This is a genomic window from Tenacibaculum sp. 47A_GOM-205m, from assembly GCF_000518405.1.
Lineage (GTDB): Bacteria > Bacteroidota > Bacteroidia > Flavobacteriales > Flavobacteriaceae > Polaribacter > Polaribacter lutimaris.
Genome location: NZ_JADN01000007.1, coordinates 346096 through 362624 on the forward strand (window position 1 = coordinate 346096; position 16529 = coordinate 362624).

12 protein-coding genes are annotated in these 16529 nt (G+C 31.0%); 6 read left to right on the forward strand and 6 right to left on the reverse strand.

Going from position 1 to position 16529, the window contains the following annotated elements; all coding sequences use genetic code 11:
* The first annotated feature begins 23 nt into the window (after nt 1–23).
* The gene (locus tag N534_RS0108640) at nt 24–566 is read left to right on the forward strand and encodes an NUDIX domain-containing protein (protein ID WP_028892106.1); all 543 of its coding nucleotides are present in this window, start codon (nt 24–26) and stop codon (nt 564–566) included.
* Between the two features lie 76 nt (nt 567–642).
* Nucleotides 643–2253 carry a class I SAM-dependent methyltransferase gene (locus N534_RS0108645; protein ID WP_028892107.1) on the forward strand — a complete coding sequence of 537 codons (1611 nt, stop codon included), beginning with the start codon at nt 643–645 and terminating at the stop codon, nt 2251–2253.
* A 2-nt stretch (nt 2254–2255) separates the two neighbouring features.
* Here N534_RS0108645 and N534_RS0108650 read toward each other — a convergent pair whose 3' ends face one another.
* The 3 genes from N534_RS0108650 to N534_RS0108660 all read right to left on the reverse strand — a co-directional run bounded on the left by N534_RS0108650 (nt 2256) and on the right by N534_RS0108660 (nt 6949).
* The gene (locus N534_RS0108650; protein ID WP_028892108.1) at nt 2256–2927 is read right to left on the reverse strand and encodes a DUF6624 domain-containing protein; all 672 of its coding nucleotides are present in this window, start codon (nt 2925–2927) and stop codon (nt 2256–2258) included.
* Nucleotides 2917–5421 carry a PIG-L family deacetylase gene (locus N534_RS0108655; RefSeq protein ID WP_028892109.1) on the reverse strand — a complete coding sequence of 835 codons (2505 nt, stop codon included), beginning with the start codon at nt 5419–5421 and terminating at the stop codon, nt 2917–2919. The genes N534_RS0108650 and N534_RS0108655 overlap by 11 nt, the downstream gene beginning before the upstream one ends.
* Before the next feature lie 100 nt (nt 5422–5521).
* Complete coding sequence (locus N534_RS0108660; RefSeq protein ID WP_028892110.1) at nt 5522–6949, reverse strand: ATP-dependent RecD-like DNA helicase; 1428 nt, start codon at nt 6947–6949, stop codon at nt 5522–5524.
* Between the two features lie 103 nt (nt 6950–7052).
* Between N534_RS0108660 and N534_RS0108665 the strand changes: the two genes are divergently transcribed.
* Genes N534_RS0108665 through N534_RS0108675 form a run of 3 tightly spaced genes read left to right on the forward strand, consistent with a single transcriptional unit; the run spans nt 7053 to nt 9149 of the window.
* Entirely contained in the window at nt 7053–7787 is a 735-nt protein-coding gene (locus N534_RS0108665; RefSeq protein WP_028892111.1) for a hypothetical protein, read from the forward strand.
* Nucleotides 7762–8592, forward strand: a complete 831-nt coding sequence (locus N534_RS0108670) for a DUF3822 family protein (protein ID WP_231517313.1) — start codon at nt 7762–7764, stop codon at nt 8590–8592. Before N534_RS0108665 ends, N534_RS0108670 begins: the two co-directional genes overlap by 26 nt.
* The gene (locus N534_RS0108675) at nt 8592–9149 is read left to right on the forward strand and encodes an RsmD family RNA methyltransferase (protein ID WP_028892113.1); all 558 of its coding nucleotides are present in this window, start codon (nt 8592–8594) and stop codon (nt 9147–9149) included. Before N534_RS0108670 ends, N534_RS0108675 begins: the two co-directional genes overlap by 1 nt.
* An 81-nt stretch (nt 9150–9230) precedes the next feature.
* On the opposite strand, the gene N534_RS0108680 is transcribed toward N534_RS0108675, so the two are convergent.
* The 3 genes from N534_RS0108680 to N534_RS0108690 form a co-directional block, all read right to left on the reverse strand.
* Nucleotides 9231–10076, reverse strand: coding sequence for a hypothetical protein (locus N534_RS0108680; protein ID WP_028892114.1), 846 nt, complete (start codon nt 10074–10076; stop codon nt 9231–9233).
* Nucleotides 10077–10428: 352 nt separating this feature from the next.
* Nucleotides 10429–11364, reverse strand: coding sequence for a type IX secretion system membrane protein PorP/SprF (locus N534_RS0108685; protein WP_028892115.1), 936 nt, complete (start codon nt 11362–11364; stop codon nt 10429–10431).
* 9 nt (nt 11365–11373) lie between these two features.
* A complete protein-coding gene (locus tag N534_RS0108690; protein ID WP_028892116.1) occupies nt 11374–14193 on the reverse strand; it encodes a T9SS C-terminal target domain-containing protein in 2820 nt (939 codons plus the stop codon).
* 209 nt (nt 14194–14402) lie between these two features.
* Between N534_RS0108690 and N534_RS0108695 the strand changes: the two genes are divergently transcribed.
* Nucleotides 14403–16526: a response regulator gene (locus N534_RS0108695; protein WP_028892117.1), complete on the forward strand. Its 2124-nt coding sequence runs from the start codon at nt 14403–14405 to the stop codon at nt 16524–16526.
* The last annotated feature ends 3 nt before the right edge of the window (nt 16527–16529 follow it).

Here is a 16529-nt window from a genome sequence, read left to right on the forward strand (position 1 = left end):
GACGTTTTTTTTACTCACTTCTTATGGATGAACTTATAGACATTGTTGATGAACACGGAAACTATACTGGTAAAACCTGTTTAAAATCCGAAGCTCACAAATATGGTTACTTCCACCCTACTATTCATGTTTGGCTATATACTTCTGATAAACAAATATTACTTCAAAAAAGAGCTTTAACCAAAAAAGTATTTCCTGGTATGTGGGATATTTCAGTTGCAGGTCATATTGCTGCTGGAGAAGATGTAAAAATAGGAGCTATTAGAGAAGTTAAAGAAGAAATTGGGTTTGACATACTCTCTGAAAACCTATTTAAAATAGGAACACGCAAACACATGGTAAATCACACTAACGGAATTATTGATAATGAATTCCATCATGTATTTATTACCGAATTAACTGTTCCTTTTGAAACTTTAACGCTTCAAAAAGAAGAAGTTGAAGAGCTTAAATTATTCAATTTAGATGTCATTTTACACACTAAAGATTACGAAAACTTACTTCTTCCTCAATACCAAGACTATTATTCCTTTGTATATAACCAAATTATAAACGCTTTGACTTAAATCTTTTTCAGCTTCGATAATTTAGTTTTAATTTTAAAAATCAAATAGTTACCTTTAGAATGAAAACTATCAAACTATGTTATCAAAAGAAGAAAAATCTGCCTTAAGAAGTAGGTTGTTTCGTCACTTAGATGGAATTGTAACTTGTCCAGCAGCATATGTCTTACATGAAAAAGGAATCACCAATTACTTATTAGAGAAAAAATCTGTCAGTTTAACTCAAATTGCTTCCGAATTTAATGCCAACGATGGTTATTTAAATGTGGCTTTAAGAACACTCTGTTCACAAGGTTGGTTAACACAACATGTTGACAATACTCAAAACAAGGTTCTATATAAAATTAATGAAGCATCTACTATTGCTTTTTCATACTTTCCTATGTATAAAGAAGCCTTTTCTTTATTAAAATATTCTGAAAATTACAGTGCTAGAAAGTTTGAAATTGAACCTTTTGAAAAACTAGAAAATCTCTATAAAAATTTTACTAATAACTTCGGAATCGAGCCTTCTTCAACCTCTGAAAAAAAAGAAGTTATAGCACAAATCCTTACACATATTGAAGGAATTATTGTTGGTCCTACAACGGTTTTGTTAGGAATGAGTGGTATGTTTCATAAATACTTTATGCAAACCAAATTCCAAGCAGAAGAATTCCACAAAGATGCTGAGAACTTTAGTCGATTGTTAGACTTGTTAACCAACTTAAAATGGTTTACCAAAACAAATGATTCATATGAATTTACTGATGAAGGTTTATTTTTTGCTCGAAGAGCAAGTGCTTATGGAGTTACAGTATCGTACATTCCTACCCTTAGAAAATTAGACAAACTTATATTTGGAAACCCTGATATTTTTAGAACATCCGATATAGGTAATGACGAAATTCATGTAGATAGAGAAATGAATGTTTGGGGAAGCGGAGGCGCACACTCAACCTATTTTAAAGTCATTGATGAAATCATCATTAATCTATTTAACAAACCTATCAATGAACAACCCAAAGGAATTTTAGATGTTGGCTGTGGTAACGGTGCTTTTTTAAAACATTTATTTAATGTGATTGAACATCAAACTTTGAGAGGTACCATGTTAGAAGATTATCCGCTCTTACTTATTGGTGTAGATTATAACGAAGCTGCGTTAAAAATTACTCGTAAAAACTTAGTACAAGCAGATATTTGGGCGAAAGTGATTTGGGGAGATATTGGTAACCCAAAAGCACTTTCAAAAGATTTACAAGATAAATATGATATTAATCTTTCTGACTTATTGAATGTCCGTACATTTTTAGATCATAACAGAATCTGGCAAGAACCAGAACCTACTAATAATCTAGCTATTACGAGCTCTACAGGAGCTTATGCTTATAGAGGAAAACGTTTAAATAACAATCTTGTAGTTGAATCCTTAAAACAACATTTTACCAAATGGAAACCTTATATCAATCGATTTGGATTGTTATTAATTGAGTTACATACCTCAAAACCTGAATTGGTTGCTAAAAACTTAGGAAAAACAGCAGCCACCGCTTATGATGCCACACATGGTTATTCTGACCAATATATTATTGAACTAGACGAGTACATGAATGCAATGGAAGCCATTGGTTTATATTCAGATAAAAACACCTTTAAAAAATTCCCTAACTCGGAGTTAGCTACAGTTTCTATTAATCTTTTTAAATAGAACTAATTCTCTAATTCATACAGTTTAGGTTCAGTAACATTAACTTTTGAAAAGATTTCTTTATTTATTTCAAAGTGCATTTTAGACATTTCGTTTAAATATACCCCCAAAAGTTCCATACCTATTTCCTTTCTACGCTTGTTTACGTTTATACTATCTATTAATGGTTTTGGATATGCTTGACAAACTTTCCAATTATACAATACTTGAGTCCCGTAAACTTGCTTTTCTCCCATATTTAATTGCACTCTATCTAGCAAATAGGCATAGTTTTCAGGGTTAGCATTCTTATTCTCTACCTCAATTTTCATCTTTTTTAAAACCGCTTCTTGGAAATCAGGATCAAAATCTAAATGTTGTACTAAAAGCCAAAATTTTTTAGAGCCTTCTTTTCCTGCAAGGTCATAACCAACAAAACCATATTTATTATAAATTTCTGCAGCTTTCTTATGAGTTACAGCAAAAACACTGTCTTTGAATGATTGCCATTCTTCTTTAGTTAATTCTTTATATTTTCCAGAAGGAACTCCTGCAGCAATTTGGTCTATCTCTACCATGCTAGTAAGTTCATCAACCAACTCTTGATTGTATTCCTTTTTAACAGAATTTTCTTTTTCGGTTTTACAACTAACTAATAGCGTTATTGCTAAAGCTGTAAGAATTTTAATTTTCATCAACAGAGTTTTCTTTTACGGATAACAAATTCGCAAATAACTTATAAGCTCCGGGTACTCCTGCGGGTAATTCTCTAAAAAAGCTTAATCCGGTATAGATATAGTTTCCTTTTCCGTATTTAGCAACTAATAAACTTCCATCTCTAGCAGGTTCTCCTTTATCGTGCATTGATAATATCGGTGTGTATTCAGCGCTCCATTTATTAGGAAAATACAATCCGCGTTCTTGAACCCATCCTTCAAAATCAGCTTCCGAAATTTTATTCGGATAATTTAAAATTGAATGTTCCTTAGCTAACAAGGTCACTTTAGAATGTTCATCTGTTACCCTATCTCTTGACAATTGTAACTCATACGGAGCTTGTACATCTACTCCTCTATTTGTATTGTATTGAACTATTAAGTTTCCTCCATTTTTTACATATTCTAGTAAATATTTCTGCTTAAACTGTAATTCTTTATTCGTGTTATAAGCACGAATACCAATAACTACAGCATCAAATTGATTTAAATTACCATTTATTTCATTTACGTTCAATTCCGTTACTTCGTAACCAATTTGTTGTAAATTTTCTGGAATAGCATCACCAGAGCCTTGAATATAACCTATTCGTTTTCCATTCTTTTCAATATTTAAACGAACCACTTTTGCTTGTGATGGTAACAACACTGATTGCTTTGGAATATGATTATAATTGATTTCTATCAATTCTTTATCGTAAGTTTTACCATCTACTTTAGCAATAACTTTTAACGCTCCCTCTGATTCGTTTTGTGTAGGAGTTACCATAAAATTCACAAATTGAATATCTCCTTTTTGTGCAATTGAAAAATCTACTGCTGTTGGAGACACTTTCCATCCTTTTGGAGCTTGTAAGCTTACTTTTCCTTTAATATTTGTATCCCCTGCCCTTACTTCAACAGAAATTTTTTGAGCTTCCGTAGTAGCAAAAATTAATACTTTATCATTTAATTTTGTAGTTACTTTTGGTAAAACCTCAAAAGGCTCATAGATCTCTCCTACATCGCTTTTAGCGTATCTGTGCACTACCGGAATAGTAAAAGCAATCGGTTGATCTTCAATTATAACGTTGTATTGAATTTGAATAGGTCTTGGAGATTCTGCATTTCCAATTAATTTTTGGTCGTTTACCTTATACATACCCAAGTCCCAAGGAGTATTTAACCAATACGGTGAAGAGTAAGAAACATCTTTATCTATATTAATTTTATTTTTAAAATTTTGTTTACTATTAGGGGCTAAATCTAGTTCTTTTTTGATGTTTTTTCCTTCAGGAAGAATGGTAATTGACGATAACTCCATAGAAATAGCACTTCTATTTAGTACTTCAAAGTCTACATCAATCGTACTACTAGGAGTTGCACTAGAACTTACAGCTGATGCTTCTATATACAAACCAGCACAAGCTTTAATAATTTCATTTAACTCTTTGGTTTTAATAGCTCTCCAATGTGAATCTTTTAATTGTCTAACCATTTTATACGCTTGTAACAATTCTGGTAGATGTTTTGAAGGATTTACAAAATCGAAATTATCTTCAATTTTATATAAAATAGCTCCAATTTCTCCTCCTCCTTCAATACGATTCCAAGTAGTATTGATTCCTGAAAAAATATCTTTTTTATCCTTCGGAAAATTTCCTTTTAAAAACTCAACATACTCGGTTTGACTTCCTCTGGTTGTTAATCTACCAAATCCTTGACATAAATGTTGACTACTAGCAATGGCAGCTACCTCGTTATTTGACAATCCTTTCAAGGGATAATATGTCCCAATATCAAAATTTAGCATTTTTCTTTTATCAGCCTTTTCAAAAGCTTCTTCACTTCCATAAAACCACCACGAAGTATTAAAAAAGAGTCTGTTAGGTTGCCATGTACTCGTATACTGCAACTGCTCTGGGTATTTTGTTTTATCAGCCGCCAAATCAAAAGCTTCAACACTTAACATTGCCGAAGATGTATGATGTCCATGAGTAGAACCTGGCGTTCTGTGGTTAAAACGGTTAATTATAACATCTGGTTTGAAAGTACGAATTGCCCAAACTACATCAGCTAACACTTTATCTTTATTCCAAATTTCTAAAGTTTCATCAGGGTGCTTTGAATACCCAAAGTCATTGGCTCTTGAAAAACGTTGTTCTCCTCCATCTACTCCTCTTGCTGCTAAAAGTTCTTGTGTACGGATTACTCCCAATAATTCACGCATTTCTGGACCAATCAAGTTTTGACCACCATCGCCACGAGTTAACGATAAATATGCAGTTCTTGCATTTTCATGATTCGACAAATAGGAAATTAATCGTGTATTTTCATCATCAGGATGTGCTGCTATATACAAAGCTGAACCTAAAAAGTTTAGTTTTTGTATTTTTTCGTAAATCTGATTAGAAGTTAACTTTTGTGGCTTTTGTGCGTTTATTGTTAGTGAAATCAATAAAAAAGAAAGAGGAAACAGTACTTTTTTGTGCATTTTTAATAGTTTGAATACTACACAAATGTAACTTTTTTAACGAAAAAACGAGTTACATTAACAAAATGCTAACGTTTAAAGGAAAATAAAAGACTGTTCATTAATCTAAAAAGTACTCATCTTTAAACCCTATCAAATACAATTTTTCCTGTGCACGCGTAACTGCGGTGTATAACCAACGTAAATACTCAACCGAAGCGCCGTCTGGTAAATACGGTTGCTCTATAAACACCGTTTTCCACTGCCCTCCTTGTGACTTGTGACAAGTCATTGCATATGAAAATTTCACTTGAAGCGCATTAAAGTATTTATTCTTTTTCACTCCCATAAACTGCTTATACTTCGATTTTTCATTTGCAAAATCCTCTTTTACGGCTTCATACAAACGATTCGATTCTTCATAGGTTAATGATGGACTCTCACTAGTAAGCGTATCTAATAGTAAAACCGTTTCAAAAGGCTTCATATCAGGATAATCAATCATTCTAACTTCTACTTCAGCAAATTTGAATCCGTATAAATCTTTAATTGCATTAATACGCATTACTTCACAAATATCACCATTAGCAATAAACCCTGCGGAAGAAGAATCTTTTAACCAATAGTAGTTGTTTTTCACGACCATTACATAATCTCCTGTAGAAATCTCATTTTCTTGTCCACGAATCTTTGCTCTTATTTGTTGATTGTATTGATTGGCTCTTTTGTTAGAACGTACAATAATAGCAGTATCTTCTACTCCAATATCTCCATCATAAGCCATTGTTATGGCATCTTGAATATCATAACCATCTTGTAAGCGAATAATATCAGGATAATTTACATCAAACTGAAAGTGCGTTGAATCGTTCTGAATTAGTAAGCGTAAGTCTGTTGCATTTGCCAAAATACCAGAACCTTCTTCTTGTCTTACTACTTCATCTAACTCTATCTCGGTAACTTCTTTATTAAACTCAAACGATAAATTATCTGCTTCTAAAGCAGGACTCATCGTTAATTTAACTGGTGGTAACTGAGCTGTATCACCTATAAATATAATTTTACAATTTTTTCCTGAGTACACGTAAGAGATTAAATCATCCAATAACGAGCCATTTTCAAACAATTTTGCATTCTGTTTTTCATCTGAAATCATCGAAGCTTCATCAATAATAAAAAGAGTATCTGTATGTTTGTTGGGTTGCATAACAAAACTTACACCTCCACTACTTTGTTTCTTTGGAAAATATATTTTTTTATGAATGGTAAACGCTTGTCGGTTAGAGTACCCTGAAATCACTTTAGCTGCACGCCCTGTAGGAGCCAATAAAACTGCTTTTTGACCAATCTTCCATAAATTATGAACCACAGTACTTATAATAGTAGTTTTTCCTGTTCCCGCATATCCTTTCAATAAAAATAACGCACGATTATCATCAGAAAAAATAAAGTTTGTTAGAACATCTAATAACTCACTTTGCTTTTGTGTGGGTGTATAAGGAAATTTTTGTAGTATCTCTTTGTAGAATTTTGGGGCGGTTTGTATCATATTTTAAATAATGTTCAAAGATAAATGTATTTACAAAATAATTATTTTCATCATTGAAAAAAAATTGTAGATTTGCGAATATCATATATTAAAAATTAAAAAAATGAATTTATTATTAATGATTTTAGTAGCTGTAGTGGTTGCTTTTCTTTTAGCTGTACTTGTAGTTAAATTTGTACCTCTAAAAATGAGATGGTTAGTTTCAATATTACTTTTAGGTGCAACTGTCTTTTTAGTATATAAAATTTACGGTGGTATTATGGAGCCTATTAAATTTAACAAAGACAAGAAAGTGCGTTATGCTAAAGTTATTGAGAACTTAAAATTAATTCGTGATGCCGAAGTAAAATATAAAGAGGTTTACGGAACATATACTAACAGTAAAGATTCTTTAGTTAAATTTGTTGAAAATGGTAAATTAGCTTTAACAGAAACTAAAAACATTGAAGTAGAAGAAGACAGAGGTGGTGGAATTAAAGTAAAAGTTTCTAAAAAACAAGTTGATACTATTGGATACGAGCCTGTTTTAAAATACTTTGAAGGCAAAGATTATAAAAACATGTTTAGCGTACCTGGTACTGATAAGCAATTTGAATTAGCTACTGGTAGAGTTGAAAAAGTAGCTGGATTAGAAGTTCCTGTATTTGAAGCTAAAGTTTCTAAAACTCCTATTTTAACAGGGATGAATCCTTCTTTAGTTAAGGCTGAATTAGAAGCAATTGAATCTGATCAAATTAAAGGTGAATTTGTTTCTGTAGGTTCTTTAAGTGAAGTAACTACTGGTGGTAATTGGCCTCCTTTTTATGATAAAGGTGAAGCAATTGCAAAAGAAGACTAAAAAAACAAGCGCTATAGCGCATTATAAAGATCTATCCATCCAATTTAGTTTGGATGGATTTTCTTTTTGTATTTCTAACTCAGAGAATAAAGCTCCGTTACTTTTTACTAAGTATGCTTTTCCAGCTTCAATCACTTCTCCTGAGTTACTGCTAGAAGAAATTATACGTATTTTTAATACCGATAAAGATTTACAACAAGACTTTTCTTCTGTTTTTGCCATTCATCAAAATAATTTAGCTACACTCGTACCTAATAAACTTTTTGACCGAAACAATTTAGCTCCGTATTTAAAATATACTGTAAAAACATTAAAAACAGACTTTATTACTTATGATTTGCATAACATTATAGCTGCTAACACAGTTTATATACCTTATGTAAATATTAATAACTACCTGTTTCAAAATTTTGGAGAGTTTGAATACAAACACCATTCTACCGTGTTAATAGACAAACTTCTCTCCTATTCTCAAGAAAACTCTGAACAACAATTCTTTGTACATGTTTCTCCAAACGATATAGATGTTGTTGTTTGTAAAGAAGGAAAACTTATATTTTATAACTCTTTTTCATACAGTAGCAAAGAAGATTTTATATACTACATACTTTTTACAGCTGAACAATTACAAATGGATCCAAACAATTTTCAATTAACATTTATTGGTGATATTGAAAAAGAATCAGAGTTGTACACCATAACCTATAATTACGTTCGAAATATTCATTTTATGAATCCTATTGATAATTTCTTTGCTGATAGTGATGATTTTTCGAATCATTCAAACTTTATACTTATTGCCTAATGCGAATTATTTCTGGAAAATATAAGAGCAAAAGAATTTCTGCTCCTAAAAACTTACCTGTACGACCTACAACCGACATGGCTAAAGAATCATTATTTAACATCTTAAATAATTTGTATTATTTTGATAATATTTCAGTATTAGATTTATTTTCAGGAACAGGAAACATCAGTTACGAATTTGCCTCAAGGGGTACAGAAACTATATATGCTGTTGATGCTCATTTTGCTTGTATCAAGTTTATTAATCAAACTTCTAAGGAGTTAGATATGGATATTACTAGCTACAAGAGCGACGTATATAAGTTTTTAGAAAAAACTCCGCTAAAAACGGATGTTATTTTTGCTGATCCACCATATGATTTTGAAGAAGCTCAATTCTTAAAAATAGCTGATATTATTTTTGAACGTGATTTACTAAATGAAGACGGTGTTTTAATTATAGAACACTCTAAACATACCGATTTAACCAAGCATCCAAATCACAGTTATGATAAACGCTACGGAGGGAATGTTTTTAGTTTTTTTGAAGTTATTAATAACAAGGAAGAAATTTAAAAAGAAAGGAAGTATAAAACTATACTTCCCTCTTCTATACCATAAATAGAGCTACTCCCCAATTCAGCTCTATATTATTTTTTATCCTAAAACAGCATTTAACTTTAATTGCTCTTCGTATGCTTTCCTAGTTTTTTCATCCATCATAGATACATCATCGTAAGCTACTGGTTCAGTTAATCTACTTTCTGATGAATCAAGAATCTTGTAAGTAGTTTTCTCTCCAAAATACTCTATTACTCCAGTTGCATATTTTATATTCCAAATGCTAGATAATACATATATTTTGCCTGGTTTTAAACTGTATTCATCTTCCACGGATTGACTCCAAATTCTAGTTATCGAATTTTCATACTTTTGAGTAAATGAATCTTCTATCTTAGATTTAAACCCAGCAGAAACTTCAATACTTCCCCCTTTGGAATCTTCTTTTCCTCCTATCCATCCACTAACTTTTCCATTAATACTAAACTCAGAGCTTTCACTATGTGATTTAGAAAAAGATGAAGATTGTGAAAATGCTGTTTGAAATGTTGTTTTAATAGTTCTTTTTACAGTTTCATTAAAATTTCTCAAGTCAATGAATTGATAAACTCTTACATTTTCTTCTTCAATTTTTTCTGGTGTAGGCTTTAATTCTGCCTTTTCTAAAAAGTGATTTTTCTCACTACTCCAATTCACATAATAATCATCAGTCATGTTATAAATAGTACCAGGCTCTATAATTACAGGTAGCCATGGACCGTCTTTTTTCCAAACTCTAACTTTGACCTTAGGATAAGAATCATCTCTAAGTTCTTTAGTTTCATTTTGTGGAATGTCTATTTCCATACCAGGTATTGTTCCTAAATATGGTTTTCCTTCCGTAGTTTTATAAAAACCTACTCTAATTTCTGTTCCTTTTGATAATACATTTTTAAATCTCATCTTTTTGTTTTTAGTTATACGTTAGTTGGTTAAAATTTAGATAAGGAATCATCATTGAGGAGCTTGACAAAACCTTACACAACAAATATGAGTAATACTACTATCAATATTGTTTCAAACATACTCACTTTTGCATCAACCATATTAAGATCTTAATAATGAAACGATTAAACAAAACTATTCTTCTGAAAATGAATTATTTTATAGATAAAAATATATTAAAACATTAATTATTTAGATGAAAATAACCAAACTACACAATAGTTTAGCTAATGTTGAAGTAATAGAAAACATCTCTAAACCTTAATGTAAGAGAGTGTACCTACTTAATATTTTAATTTTTTAGTATTTTTTAATTTCCATCCCAATAAAACGGAGGCTTTCTTTTGTTTCTTTTTGCTTCTGTTTTTCCTAAATCGAACGCTACACTTATTTCATGTGAACCACTATTATATGGACTTGCATTTGATAGATAACTTTCATAACTATACCCTAATCGAATGTTATCTTTTATTCTTATCTGAAATAGTCCTGCAAAAGAATCACCTAAGCGATGTGATACCCCTAATTCTATTTGTTTATTAAATAAAACTGCCAAAGAAACATCTGTAGACCATGGAACCCCTTTTGTATATCTTGTTAAAAAAGACGGTTTTATACTTAACTGCTCATTGAGTTTAAAATTATAACCAGACGATAAATAGATAATCATATTATCAGTAGCTGATGTTATTAAACCGTCACTTCTATCATAAAATTTATTTCCTAATAAGTTTAAGGCAGACAAACTAATATAAAAATGATTGGTATAAAAGAAAGCTCCTGCACCTATATTTGGTTTAAACTCATTTATGTTTTCACTAAATAATACATCATCAGTAATTCCTAAACTCAATAAATCTACATTTACAAAGCTTCCGCCTCCTTTTAACCCAAAAGAAAGCATTGATTTTTCTGAAGTTTTAATCGCATAAGATACATCTGCATACAAATGCGTTTCATTTAATACATAAACTTTATCAAACACAGCAGAAAGTCCGAAACCTATATTATTTCCAAGCCCTCCATGAAAAGATAAAGAACCTGTTCTTGGACTCTCTGGTTCATTTACCCATTGACTTCTTACACTTGATGTTACAGTAAAAAAATCATGTGTTCCGGCATAAGCAGGGTTTAATAAAGTAAAATTGTTATAATACTGTGAGTATAATGGTTCTTGTTGACTATATGCGGTATTAACACCTACTATTGCAAATAATAATACACTTATTCTATTTATAAAATTCATTTATTCTGTTTAGTAATTTATATAAACCCACCCTTTTAATATTCTTTTATCTCCTTCTATATTTAATACGTAGAAATAAGTTCCTACCGGAAGTTTTTTATTTTGTTTGTTTCCAATAGCATTCCAATTGTTTTGATAGTTATAAGAACGATACACTCTATTCCCCCATCTATTATATACCTCTAACCTATTGTTGGGATAGTTATGTAACCCTTGTATAATAAACGTATCATTTACTCCATCTCCGTTAGGTGAAAACCCATTAGATACTGACAAATCAGACGAGTCGCACACATCTCCTATTCCGTTTTTATCTAAATCTTTTTGATCTGGATTTGATGTTGTTGGACAATTGTCATTTATATTCAATACTCCATCACCATCTATATCATCATCACACACATCTGCTATTAAATCATTATCTAGGTCATCTGATATAAAAGTTACAACAGCTTCTTCTGAACTGGACAAACCATTGGAATCGACAACTGTTAGAGTAACCGTATAGTCTGTTAAATTCGGACAGTTAAAATTTGTTTGACTTAAACTCATACTTGCTATTCCTGATGCATCATAAGAACCATTGTCTATATCTCCTGGATTAATAATAGCGTTCCCATTACTATCTAAGCTAACTACAATATCTTTTGTTATAGTTATTGGTGGGGTAACATCTTCTACAGTTACAGTTGCTGTGCAAGTATTTGTATTTCCGTTGGCATCTTCAACAGTTAAGGCTACCGTATTAATTCCCACATTAGTAGAATCAAAAGTTGTTTTGTCTATACTTATTGAAGCTATTCCACAAGCATCTGAACTACCATTATTAATATCAGCAGCTGTAATAGTTACAAATCCTGAAGCGTCTAACGGCACTGTGATATCTTGACAAATTGCCTCGGGTGGAGTTACATCTTCTATGGTTACTGTTGCTGCGCAACTATTAGTATTTCCATTAGTATCTTCAACAGTTAAGGTTACTATATTTATTCCTACACTACTACAATCAAAAGTTGTTTTATCTAAACTCATTGAAGCTATCCCGCAAGTGTCTGTACTACCATTATCTATATCAATAGCTGTGATAGTTGCAATTCCTGAAGCGTCTAATTGTACCGTGATATCTTGACAAATTGCCTCAGGTGGAGTTACATCTTCTACGGTTACTGTTGCTCCGCAACTATTAGTATTTCCATTGATATCTTCAACGGTTAAGATTACATCATTATTTACTCCTACATTGGTACAATCGAACGTTGTTTTATCTAAACTCATGGCAGCTACTCCACAAACGTCGGTGCTTCCGTTATCAATATCTATAGCTGTAATTGTTACTTGCCCTGTGTCATCTAACTGTACTGTAATATCTTGGCATATTGCTGTAGGTGGAGTTACATCTTCTACGGTTATTATAGCTGTAGCTGTGTTGCTATTACCACTTGTGTCTGTTACTGTTAATGTTACCGTATTAGCTCCAACATCTGAGCAATCAAAAGAAGTTTTATCTAAACTCATGGAGGCTACCTCGCAATTATCATAAGAGCCATTATCTATATCAGCAGCAGTTATCGTTGCAACTCCTGAAGCATCTAACGGTACTGTTACATTCTGGATTAAGACCATAGGTGCTATAGTTTCTGTAGTGTTTATATATGCTTTTTTTATAATTGTTTTACTACATCCGTCAATATCAGAAACTGTTAAACTCACATCAAAAACACCTACTGTTGTATATGTATGTTTAGGATTTATTTCATTACTCGTAGTACCATCTCCAAAATCCCAAAACCAGTCGGATGATGGACCATAAAAAACAGTATTATCAGTAAAACTAACTGTCAAAGGCGTACAGCCAGTTGTTACATCTGAAGAAAAATCAGGAGTGAGACCTATAACTTGTATAAAATTTGCTTTAGTTTCTGTTCTTGTAAATCCTGTTATAGCCGTTTTAATAGTTAAACTTACATTATATACTCCTACTGATTCGTAAGTATGGGTAGGATTTTGTTCGGTAGAAGTATTGCCGTCTCCAAAATTCCATAACCATTCTCCCACTGTATCATTTCCTTCTATTGTAGATTCATCTGTAAAATTTACCGTAAAAGGTCCACAACCCAAAGTATCATCTACACTAAATTGTGCTTTTGGTTTTACTATTTTTATTAAACTTGTTGCTTTGTCAACACACCCATTCATAGTATCTCTTACTGTAAGGTTTACCGTATAATCTCCTGCAGCAGTATATGTATGTATTGGGTTTTGTGATGTGGAAGTATTTCCATTACCAAATTCCCAAAACCATAAATCTGGTAATGTTGATTGATCTGTAAAGAATACAGTATGTGGTGTTGCTTGCCCTCTTGTAGGGTTAGCAACAAACCTAGCTTTTGGTGATTGTACATTAAAGGATTTTGTTATAGAATTTGTTTCCCCAATAACATCAGTTACTTTTAATGATATTGTAAAACTACCCAAGTCAGTGTAACTATGAGTTGGGTTTTGTTCGGTAGAAGTTGTACCATCACCAAAATCCCATTCCCAACTTACAATAGCTCCATTAGGAGACGAAGAATTGTCTGTAAAAGTAACTACGTTACCAATACAATATCCTCCTGAAATTGTAAAATTAGCTGCTGGAGGTACAAAATAGGTGCTTTTTTTTGTACTTATACCTTCATATAAATAATTATGCTTTAACAGTACTGTTTTATTATTCGCTCCTGTAAAGTTAATTAACTCAAAATTTGAAGTATTTTTTTCTTCGTTTAGAGACTTAGCTAAACTTAAATAACTAAACAATAAAAGTATGTATAGTAATTTTAATTTCATTCTTTAATTTTATTTTTACTACATTCTATTAATAGTCTGTAAAAGTAAATACTACATCAGTCAATATTGTTTCAAACACACTCACTATTGTGTCAACCTCCGTAAAACACTTGTTATGAACCTCTTAAAAAACCATACTATTAATAGAATTCATTAAAAAGCTAACTCTTTTACTTATAGATTGATATATTTGAACTTTAATTATTCAAATGGGGAAAATAACTAAACTATATAGTGACATAACTAATATTGGAGTAACAGATAAACTTTCTAAATTAGAAATGAAAAGGGTTCGTTTACTTAATATTTTTATTTCAAATTGGTTTTTGATAGAACTTGTTTTAATTACTGAAGATTATTTAAGTAGAGTGGATCCTTCTTTACAAGTCTTTATACACTCTGGTAGTATTATAGGATTATTAACCACTCTATTTTTACAATATAAACGTAAGTTTTTATCTGCTAGAATCTTGTTTTTCTCGTTAATCCTATACAGTAACTTTATGTTCTGTAATTTTGCTGAAAGAGGTGGTTATATTGAATACTTTTACATTGTTGTACCTGTATTCCTATTACTTTTTACCAATAACAAATACTTACTTTATAGTGTTTTTATTATTTCTTACTTACTTTTTGTTATTCCAATACATCTTTTTCCTATTTATCCAGAAGGAACTTTTGGTTCTCCAATACTTATTTTAATTCAGTTTATTATTTTCTTTTTTTTAGTACAGTACTTTAAAAATGCCAATATTAAAAGTGAGGAAATTCTAGAGAATCAACGAAAGCAACTAGAAGAGTTAAATGAGTTTCAATCTCAATTTTTCATCAATGTTTCTCATGAAATTAGAACTCCTCTTACCTTAATTAAAGGTGAAGTGGACCGATTAGAACTTTTAAAGGGCACCACATACGAAAAAGAAGGTTTTGATATTAAAAACCGTTTAAACAAACAAGTTAATAAAATTAAAACCATAGTTGATGATGTACTTGATTTAGCTAAAATGAAGGAGGCCAATTTTAAAATATCGCCTACTCCCTACTTAATAAATAAGTTAATTGATAAACTCTATACCTCTTTTGAACCTTTATGCAACCAAAAAGACATTGTTTTAACTGTTAAAAAAGAAAAAGATGAGTGCTGGGTATCATCTGACATTATTTTTTTAGAAAGAGCGTTAAATAACATTATCCTCAATGCTATTAAATACACTCCTAAAAAAGGAAACATTACAGTTTCTTTAAACAAGCTAAACGGACAAATTATTATCTCTATCAAAGACTCTGGTATAGGAATTTCTGAAAAAGATATTAAACTCATTTATAACCGTTTTTATCAAGTAAAAAATGATATTAATAAAGCTGGAGGTAGCGGTATAGGCTTAGCTTTTAGCAAAGAAATTATTGAGCTACACCAAGGAAGTTTAACTGTAAAAAGTGAATTGGGTAAAGGCAGCACATTTATAATCTCTTTACCAGAAACAACTAAAATTGACAAAGAAATACAACGTGAAAAACCCTCAAAAAAGAATACGCATAAAAGTACTTTAATTTCTAAAGACAAAATTAAACAACCTATATCAGGTCACTATAGAATTCTTATTGTTGATGATAATTTTGAAATGCGAGCTTATTTAAAAAGGATTCTAAGCAATTACACTTGTTTTGAAGCTGAAAATGGAGAAGAAGCTTTAGATTTTCTTTCTAAAGAAAAAATTGACTTTGTTATTACCGATTATATGATGCCTGTAATGAATGGTTTAGCTTTGGTAGAAAACATTAAAAAAAAGAAAATAAATGTTCCTATTTTAATGCTTACAGCCCGTACTGACACTAAAAGTAAATTAGAAGTTCTGAGATTAGGTATTGATGATTATTTAAACAAACCTTTTGAAAAAGAAGAGTTACTTATTCGAATACAAAATGCCTTAAACAATAGCATAAACCGAACAGCCTTTATTAAAGAAAATACTATTAAAAAGGAAGAATTGAATGAAAGTAATTTATGGATTAAAAAAGTAGAAGAATTTATTAACAAACAATGTTCTGATCCTAACATGACACAAGAAGACATTGCTCAACATTTTAATACTTCTAGAAGCTCTTTAAACAGAAAAATAAAAGCTGTTACTGGATTAACCCCTAATCAATTTATTACAGAAGTTAAACTACAAAAAGCTCGGATTATCATAGAACAAAATCCTTCTATATTATTAAAAACATTAGCCTTAGAAGTAGGTTACCTGCACACAACGCATTTTTCCAAAATATATAAACAGCGTTTTGGGCTACTTCCTCTAAATAAAAACATAATAAAAAAGGAAGCCAATTAGGCT

Excerpts from the sequence above, each read along its gene's own strand:
- N534_RS0108660 (WP_028892110.1), bottom strand. The coding sequence starts at position 6,949 with ATGATACAAACCGCCCCAAAATTCTACAAAGAGATACTACAAAAATTT.
- N534_RS0108665 (WP_028892111.1), top strand. The coding sequence starts at position 7,053 with ATGAATTTATTATTAATGATTTTAGTAGCTGTAGTGGTTGCTTTTCTT.
- N534_RS0108685 (WP_028892115.1), bottom strand. The coding sequence starts at position 11,364 with ATGAATTTTATAAATAGAATAAGTGTATTATTATTTGCAATAGTAGGT.
- N534_RS0108650 (WP_028892108.1), bottom strand. The coding sequence starts at position 2,927 with ATGAAAATTAAAATTCTTACAGCTTTAGCAATAACGCTATTAGTTAGT.
- N534_RS0108680 (WP_028892114.1), bottom strand. The coding sequence starts at position 10,076 with ATGAGATTTAAAAATGTATTATCAAAAGGAACAGAAATTAGAGTAGGT.
- N534_RS0108675 (WP_028892113.1), top strand. The coding sequence starts at position 8,592 with ATGCGAATTATTTCTGGAAAATATAAGAGCAAAAGAATTTCTGCTCCT.
- N534_RS0108655 (WP_028892109.1), bottom strand. The coding sequence starts at position 5,421 with ATGCACAAAAAAGTACTGTTTCCTCTTTCTTTTTTATTGATTTCACTA.
- N534_RS0108695 (WP_028892117.1), top strand. The coding sequence starts at position 14,403 with ATGGGGAAAATAACTAAACTATATAGTGACATAACTAATATTGGAGTA.
- N534_RS0108645 (WP_028892107.1), top strand. The coding sequence starts at position 643 with ATGTTATCAAAAGAAGAAAAATCTGCCTTAAGAAGTAGGTTGTTTCGT.
- N534_RS0108640 (WP_028892106.1), top strand. The coding sequence starts at position 24 with ATGGATGAACTTATAGACATTGTTGATGAACACGGAAACTATACTGGT.
- N534_RS0108690 (WP_028892116.1), bottom strand. The coding sequence starts at position 14,193 with ATGAAATTAAAATTACTATACATACTTTTATTGTTTAGTTATTTAAGT.